The sequence below is a fragment of the Pseudomonas sp. PS01270 genome (genome assembly GCF_029959775.1).
Taxonomy (GTDB): domain Bacteria; phylum Pseudomonadota; class Gammaproteobacteria; order Pseudomonadales; family Pseudomonadaceae; genus Aquipseudomonas; species Aquipseudomonas atacamensis.
In genome coordinates this window covers 1-7,253 of record NZ_JASCPT010000189.1, presented here as the reverse complement: position 1 = coordinate 7,253, position 7,253 = coordinate 1, and the positions used below count along the sequence as shown (strand labels likewise).

Below are 7,253 nucleotides of genomic sequence, written 5' to 3'. Positions count from 1 at the left end.
CGCGAATGCGGTATGTCAGTCAACATTTCTGCGTCTGATACACCGCTTTCGCGAGCAAGCTCGCTCCCACAGTAAATGATGAAAACAGGCCGACGGGGTGAACCGTCGAGCCTGACGTCAGAACATTATTGCGCCTTTTGTGCCTGCTGCGCTTTCCAGGCCTTGAACTCGGCCCATTCGGCGCGGCGTTCGGCGCGTTTCTTCTGGATCTCGTCGAATTGCTTCTGTTGCTCAGGTTTCAGCAATGCCCGGACATCGGACTCGGCTTTCTTGTGGTTGGCCGCGATCTCGTCCTTCATGGCTTTCTGGTCGGCCGGCGAGAGTTTCTCCAGGTACTTGTCGACCACCTGCTTACGCTCGTGCATCTGCTCGCCCATGATCTTGCGAATCTGCTCGCGCTGTTCGCGGGTCAGATCGAGCTGGCTGTACGGACCTTTGCCGTGCATGCCGCCGTGCATCTGACCGCCGTGGCGCGGGCCATCCAGCGGACCACCCAGCGGACCGCCATCCTGCGGCATGGCCATGGCCACGGTTGGCAGAGCGGCAGCGAACATCAGAGCGATAAGAGTCTTGCGCATGGTGTATCTCCTTGTCTCGTTCCCGGTACGTTCCGGATGAGTGCAGATTACGCAGATCAAGGTCAGCGGCGGTCAGCGCAGCGTAAAGCTTCGGTAAAGACGCTTCGTGCCCGGCCTTACACATATCCAGTGCAGGAGGTGCTGAAGGCTGCGATCTTTTGGATAATGCACGGGCCGAGGCTGTGATCACTCATTTAGACGACATTGTCGCTCAGCGAAAGAACAACGGCTGCGTGCCTTAACAAAGCGAATACCGAGCTTCCTTATGACTAATAAAACGTTTACCAGGCAACTCGGCCCATGGCTGATGGCAGCTTTATCGGTCAATGCGATTTTTTTGGCATTCCTGATTTTTGATCATGGTTCGCAGGGGCACGATATGAAGATGATCAAAACTAAAGAACCGTTGCTGATCGAGGGTCCAAACGGCGACGAAAATTACTACGTGCTGCCGCAGGGTACTACGCTATATCACGATAAAAGCTTTCCTGAAGGGCATGATCGTTATGTGGTGTATCTCAATCATAAGGGTACGATTGCCCACGAAGAAGTACCGATGAAGCCTGAGTACGGCGGTTCTTTCATTGATCCGCTCTGGCTGGCAAATGTTGATGCGAATACTTTGCAAGAAATATTCAAGCGTTTCCCACTTTCCAAAAAAGACATTGCCGCTGCCATTAAGGCCAACGAGATAACCAAGGACGATTTGGCCGACATTATTCGTTCGATGCCCGATTAACCACTGCAAAGCCACCGATGGCTGCATTCCCATAGAGCGTGGAAAAGATCAGATCCCCTCTGGAGTGAGGCTGCTCGCGATGGCACAAGAGTGTGTTGACTGACACACCGCCATCGCGAGTAGGCTCACTCCTACACGGCGCAGGTCTTATAAGCTGTAGTAGTAACCACGGCTACGCAGCGCGACGATGCGTGGGCGGCCGTCGGGGTGGGGGCCGATTTTTTTGCGCAGATTGCTGACGTGCATGTCGAGGCTGCGGTCGTACAGGGTCAGCTTGCGGCCGAGGGCCAGTTGCGCCAGTTCCTGTTTGTCCAGCGGCTCGCCGGGCTGCTTGAGCAGGGCTTCGAGCAGGCGGCTTTCGGAGACGGTCAGGGTCAGTTCTTTTTCGTCGATGCTGACTACGCCGCGCACCGGGCTGAAACTCAGATCACCCAGCTCAAGTTGCGTCGATACGGCGGCCGGGTGGCTGCGGCGCAACACGGCGCGCAGGCGCGCGGTCAGTTCGCGGGGGTCGCAGGGTTTGGCCAGGTAATCGTCGGCGCCCAGTTCGAGGCCGAGGATGCGGTCCAGCGGTTCGCCACGCGCTGACAGCATCAGCACCGGCAGGTCGGCGTGGTCGTTGCGCAACTGCTTGAGCAGTTCCAGACCGCTGCCGTCGGGCAGCATCACGTCCAGCACTACCGCCGCCGGGGCGGTTTCGGCCAACGCCTTGCGGGCGCTCTGGCCGTCGTGGCAGGCGCGCACCTGGAAGCCTTCCTGGCTCAACCAGCTACTCAGGAGTTCGCACAACTCCTGGTCATCATCAATCAGTAACAGCTCGCTCATGACTCACTCAATTTAGCCATTGCCGACGTTTTCGGCTTGCACCACTGGCAAAGATACCGCAGAGCAGCGCCAATAGCGCTACCCCGGCGCCAGTGACGAACCACTGCTGTTGGTCGGTCAGCAAACGCGGCAGCGGGCTGGCCTGGGCTTCCTTGAGTTGCAGCTTCAGACGCTGGTTCTCCTGGCGCAGCCGGGCGAGCTGGGCGCTTTCGCGAGTGTTGTCGGCATTTTGCAGTTGTTTGTTCAGTTCTTCGCGCTGCTGCTCACTGGCCTTGAGCCGCTGTTGCAGCTCGGTGATCTGGCTGCCGGCGCTCAATGACAATGGCGTGGAGCTGCCGCTTTCGGTGGTTTCCTCACCATGGGCGGGGGCCATGATCGACAACGTGAGCAACATCAGACACAACGGACCCTTGCGCATCGCGACACCTGTTTCCAAATGGATATTGGGCAGGTTGTCGGCAGGCAAACGAGAATAATGAGCGATTGAGATGGATGAGAAGCGAGAAGGTTCAGTGCGCAGGAGGTGATGTTGGTGGCTGACAAATAATTTGTGGCTGATGAATATTCTGTGGCGAGGGGTTTAGCGAAACGTCGCACCGCCCCGTTGGGCTGCGTAGCAGTCCTGAAATGGGAGCGTGCGGTGTGTCAGACACAGCGCGTTGGATGGGTTTTGGGGCGGCTTCGCCACCCAGCGGGGATAAATCCCCTCGCCACATTAATCCCTCACTGTTCCAACAGGTCGGTTACGGCAGGACTTGCTTGAACGGTTTGACGATCACATTGGCGTAGACGCCGGCGGCAATGTACGGATCGGCATCGGCCCAGGCCTGTGCGGCGCTCAGGGAGTCGAACTCGGCGACGATCAGGCTGCCGGTGAAACCCGCTGCGCCCGGATCATTGCTGTCGACCGCCGGGTGCGGGCCGGCCAGCACGATGCGGCCTTCGCCCTTGAGCGCTTGCAGGCGTTCCAGATGCGCCGGTCGCGCGGACAGGCGAGCTTCCAGCGAGTTGGCAACGTCGGTGGCAATGATGGCGTAGAGCATGTCAGTCCTCGGTTTTAGGCGTTGTGGTATCGGTGTCATGCAGATGGCGCGACAGGTAAACGCCCTGTGCGACCAGGAACAGCACGGTCATGCCCAGGCTGCCGAACACCTTGAAGTCGACCCAGATGCTCTGGAAGGTGAAGGCGACGAACAGGTTGGCCGCGCCGCAGAACAGGAAAAAGCCGATCCAGGCGATGTTCAGGCGCGTCCAGACCGGGTCTGGCAGGGTCAGCGCGTGGCCCATGATGCGCTTGATCAGCAGGCGATCGCCGATGAAGTGGCTACCGATGAACGCCGCAGCGAACAGCCAGTTGACCACCGGCGCTTTCCATTTCAGGAAGGTTTCGCTGTGGAAGGCCAGCGTCAGGCTGCCGAACACCAGACAGGCGATCAGCGTCAGCCACTGGCTCTTTTCCAGCTTGCGCTGCTTGATGAACAGCGCGCCGTACACCACCAGGGAACTGATGATCAGCATCGCCGTGGCGCTGTAGATACCGCCTACGGTCACTTGCTGGCCGGCAATGTCGACGACCCGTGGATCAAGTTTGTAAACGATGAAGAACAGCAGAAGCGGGATGAAATCGATGAATTGTTTCACAGTGAGAGCCAGAAGCTGGATGTGGCGGCATAATAACAAACATATGGGCGCGCGATAGCGCCAGCTGATTTGAGGTTACAACTCCCCGTGAATGTTGATTTGCACTGCCACAGCACGGCCTCCGACGGCGCCCTGGCGCCTGCGGTTCTGGTTGCGCGAGCGTTCGAAAACGGCGTGCGAGTCCTGGCGTTGACCGACCACGACACTCTTGAGGGGCTCGCCGAGGCGCGTACTGCTGCCACCGAGTTGGGCATGCAACTGGTCAACGGCGTCGAATTGTCCTGCACCTGGGGCGGGGCGACCATTCACGTATTGGGCTACGGTTTCGACGTCAACGCTGCGCCGTTGGTTGAAGCGATCGCCAAATTGCACGATGGCCGCTGGCTGCGGTCGGAAGAAATAAGCCGCAAGCTCGCACTCAAGGGGATGCCCGGTGCCCTCGACGGCGCCCGGCAGATCCAGCAGGAACTGGGCGACAGCGGCAACGCGCCGGCCCGGCCGCATTTCGCCGACTGGATGGTGCGTGAAGGTTATGTAAAGGATCGCGCCGAGGCATTTCGCAAATGGCTCGGCGCCGGCAAACTCGGCGACGTCAAACTGCACTGGCCGACGCTGGAAACCACCGTCGCCACCCTGCGCGCCGCCGGAGCCTGGGTCAGCCTGGCGCATCCATGGCACTACGATTTCACCCGTAGCAAGCGCCGAAAGCTGATTGCCGACTATATTCAAGCAGGCGGGCATGCTATCGAGGTGGTCAATGGCCATCAGCCCGCAGAACAGGTGGGCAGCCTGGCGATCCTTGCCCGTGAGTTCGGTCTGCTGGTCAGCGCCGGCAGTGACTTCCATGGCCCTGGCGGCTGGTCCGAGATCGGCCAGTACCGGCCGGTTCCCGAGGACCTTCCACCCCTGTGGTGTCGGTTCAAACATGACACAGATATTGCCGCCGTCTGAACAGGTAGAGAATGTGAGTCAATTTTTCCAGATACATCCGGAAAACCCGCAAGCGCGCCTGATCAAACAGGCGGTCGAGATCATCCGCAAGGGCGGGGTGGTGATTTATCCCACGGACTCGTCCTACGCCATTGGTTGCCAGATTGGCGACAAGACCGCCATCGAGCGTGTGCGACGCCTGCGTCAGCTCGATGAAAAGCACAACTTCGCGCTGATCTGCAGCGACCTGTCGCAACTGGGCAATTACGCCAAGATCGACACCGGCACCTTCCGCATTCTCAAGGCGCACCTGCCGGGGCCTTACACCTTTATTCTCAACGCCACCCGCGAAGTGCCGCGCCTGTTGCTGCATCCGAAGAAACGCACCATCGGCCTGCGCGTGCCAAGCCATCCGATCGCGCTGGCGCTGCTGGCCGAACTCGGCGAGCCGCTGATGAGCGTGACGCTGATCATGCCCGGCGATGAAGACCCGCTCAGCGATCCCTACGAAATGCGCCAGTTGCTTGAGCATCAGGTCGATCTGATCATCGACGGCGGTTTTGGCGGCATCAAGGCCTCAACGGTGATTGACCTGACCGGCGACGACCCGGAAGTGGTCCGCGTTGGTTGCGGCGATCCGACGCCGTTCATGGTCGAGGCCTGAATGTCCGCAGTGGAAACCGTGGTCGATCCCCAGGCCGGCGCCCAGCAGGAACTGCCGTTCGCGATGGTCTATGGTCAGGCGGTCATGGAAATGCCGCTGGACCTGTACATCCCGCCGGATGCGCTGGAAGTTTTTCTTGAAGCCTTCGAAGGCCCGCTCGACCTGCTGCTGTACCTGATCCGCAAACAGAACATCAATATCCTCGACATTCCGGTGGCGGAAATCACCCGCCAGTACATGGGCTATGTCGAGTTGATGCAATCGGTGCGTCTGGAGCTGGCCGCCGAATATCTGGTGATGGCGGCGATGCTTGCCGAGATCAAATCGCGCATGCTTCTGCCGCGCGCCGAAACCGTTGAAGATGAAGAAGACGACCCGCGCGCTGAACTGATCCGCCGCTTGCAGGAATACGAGCGCTTCAAGGCTGCCGCTGAAGGTATCGATGGGCTGAGTCGGGTCGGTCGCGATGTGATCGTGCCCAGGCTCGACGCCCCGGAAGCGCGGGCGCGCAAGCTGTTGCCCGACGTCGCGCTGGAAGAGATTCTGATGTGCATGGCCGAAGTCCTGCGCCGTGGCGACATGTTCGAAAGCCACCAGGTCAGTCGCGAAGCGCTGTCCACCCGCGAGCGCATGAGCGATGTGCTGGAACGGCTCAAGGGCGGCGGCTTCGTGCCGTTTGTCGAGCTGTTCACCGCCGAAGAAGGTCGCCTGGGTGTGGTGGTGACCTTCATGGCGATCCTTGAACTGGTCAAGGAATCCTTGGTCGAGCTGGTGCAGAATGAGCCGTTCGCCGCGATCCACGTGCGAGCCCGAGCCGAATAACGAGTCCCTGTATGAACCTGACTGAACCCCGCGAGCTGGCGTCCCTGCTTGAAGCCTTTCTGTTGGCCTCGGGAAAGCCGCAATCCCTTGAGCGCCTGTATGAACTGTTTGAAGAAGGCGAGCGGCCGGAGCCGGCGGTCTTCAAGAAAGCTCTGACCCTGCTCGGCAAATCCTGCGAGGGCCGTGCCTTCGAGCTCAAGGAAGTCTCGTCGGGCTATCGCTTGCAGATCCGCGAGAAGTTTTCACCGTGGGTCGGCCGTCTCTGGGAAGAACGCCCGCAGCGCTATTCCCGTGCGTTGCTGGAGACCATCGCGCTGATCGCCTATCGCCAGCCGATCACCCGTGGCGAGATCGAAGACGTGCGTGGCGTGGCGGTCAACAGCAACATCGTCAAGACCTTGCTCGAGCGTGAGTGGATTCGCGTCGTCGGTTACCGCGACGTGCCGGGCAAACCGGCGATGTTCGCCACGACCAAAGCGTTTCTCGACCACTTCAACCTGAAAAACCTCGAAGACCTGCCGCCGCTGGCCGAACTGCGCGAGATGGAAGCCGAACCGGTGCTCGACTTCGACGACGCGCCGGTGCCGCAGAGTCTGCAGGAACTGGCCGACGCCAGCGCGGAGCCGGAAGAGGAGAAGGAAGAAACCAGTTTCCATTCCCTGCTGCTGGAGCTGGACAGCATGGAAGAGGGCATCAAAACCGATTTCGACGATTTGCTGCGCGATGCGGTGGATGGCGAAGCGCCGGTGCCCGAGCCTGAGATCATCGAGCCGATTGTTGAAGCTGAAGTTGAACTTGAAGCGGCGCCTGACGCCGAACCGGAAGAGGACGTCCTGGGTGTCGCCGAGGCCCGCGAGAAACTCCTGGCCGCTGTCGCCGCCCTCGAACAGCCGGAACCGGACCTCAGCGAAGAAGAAGCCGAAGCCCGCGCACTGACTGAGGCGATTGAAGCCGAACGGCGCGAGTTCCACGATTGATCCGGATCCTTGTGGGAGCGGGCTTGCCCGCGATTGCGGTGGGTCAGATCCAATGATGTTGACTGACACTCCGCTAT

The 7,253-nt window shown here is 59.9% G+C and carries 10 protein-coding genes; 5 read left to right on the top strand and 5 right to left on the bottom strand.

All coding sequences use genetic code 11. The annotated features are described in order from the left end of the window. Positions 1–125 precede the first annotated feature (125 nt). Entirely contained in the window at positions 126–578 is a 453-nt protein-coding gene (locus QMX86_RS26680) for a Spy/CpxP family protein refolding chaperone (RefSeq protein WP_042607494.1), read from the bottom strand. A gap of 265 nt (positions 579–843) precedes the next feature. On the opposite strand from QMX86_RS26680, the gene QMX86_RS26675 reads away from it, so the two are divergent. Further along, the gene (locus QMX86_RS26675; RefSeq protein ID WP_073472834.1) at positions 844–1,317 is read left to right on the top strand and encodes a hypothetical protein; all 474 of its coding nucleotides are present in this window, start codon (positions 844–846) and stop codon (positions 1,315–1,317) included. Positions 1,318–1,464: 147 nt separating this feature from the next. On the opposite strand, the gene QMX86_RS26670 is transcribed toward QMX86_RS26675, so the two are convergent. The 4 genes from QMX86_RS26670 to QMX86_RS26655 form a co-directional block, all read right to left on the bottom strand. Next, the gene (locus QMX86_RS26670; protein ID WP_016771129.1) at positions 1,465–2,142 is read right to left on the bottom strand and encodes a response regulator transcription factor; all 678 of its coding nucleotides are present in this window, start codon (positions 2,140–2,142) and stop codon (positions 1,465–1,467) included. Positions 2,143–2,149: 7 nt separating this feature from the next. Then, the gene (locus tag QMX86_RS26665) at positions 2,150–2,560 is read right to left on the bottom strand and encodes a translation initiation factor 2 (RefSeq protein WP_016771128.1); all 411 of its coding nucleotides are present in this window, start codon (positions 2,558–2,560) and stop codon (positions 2,150–2,152) included. Positions 2,561–2,885: 325 nt separating this feature from the next. Beyond that, entirely contained in the window at positions 2,886–3,185 is a 300-nt protein-coding gene (locus tag QMX86_RS26660) for a YciI family protein (RefSeq protein ID WP_016771127.1), read from the bottom strand. Between the two features lies 1 nt (position 3,186). Then, entirely contained in the window at positions 3,187–3,783 is a 597-nt protein-coding gene (locus QMX86_RS26655; protein WP_016771126.1) for a septation protein A, read from the bottom strand. An 87-nt stretch (positions 3,784–3,870) separates the two neighbouring features. Between QMX86_RS26655 and QMX86_RS26650 the strand changes: the two genes are divergently transcribed. The 4 genes from QMX86_RS26650 to scpB all read left to right on the top strand — a co-directional run bounded on the left by QMX86_RS26650 (position 3,871) and on the right by scpB (position 7,176). Beyond that, the gene (locus QMX86_RS26650) at positions 3,871–4,734 is read left to right on the top strand and encodes a PHP domain-containing protein (protein WP_282387195.1); all 864 of its coding nucleotides are present in this window, start codon (positions 3,871–3,873) and stop codon (positions 4,732–4,734) included. Positions 4,735–4,747: 13 nt separating this feature from the next. Further along, positions 4,748–5,377, top strand: coding sequence for an L-threonylcarbamoyladenylate synthase (locus QMX86_RS26645; protein ID WP_016771124.1), 630 nt, complete (start codon positions 4,748–4,750; stop codon positions 5,375–5,377). Between the two features lie 123 nt (positions 5,378–5,500). After that, positions 5,501–6,199, top strand: a complete 699-nt coding sequence (locus QMX86_RS26640) for a ScpA family protein (RefSeq protein WP_174245102.1) — start codon at positions 5,501–5,503, stop codon at positions 6,197–6,199. A gap of 11 nt (positions 6,200–6,210) precedes the next feature. Further along, entirely contained in the window at positions 6,211–7,176 is a 966-nt protein-coding gene (gene scpB, locus QMX86_RS26635; RefSeq protein WP_282387194.1) for an SMC-Scp complex subunit ScpB, read from the top strand. Positions 7,177–7,253 lie beyond the last annotated feature (77 nt).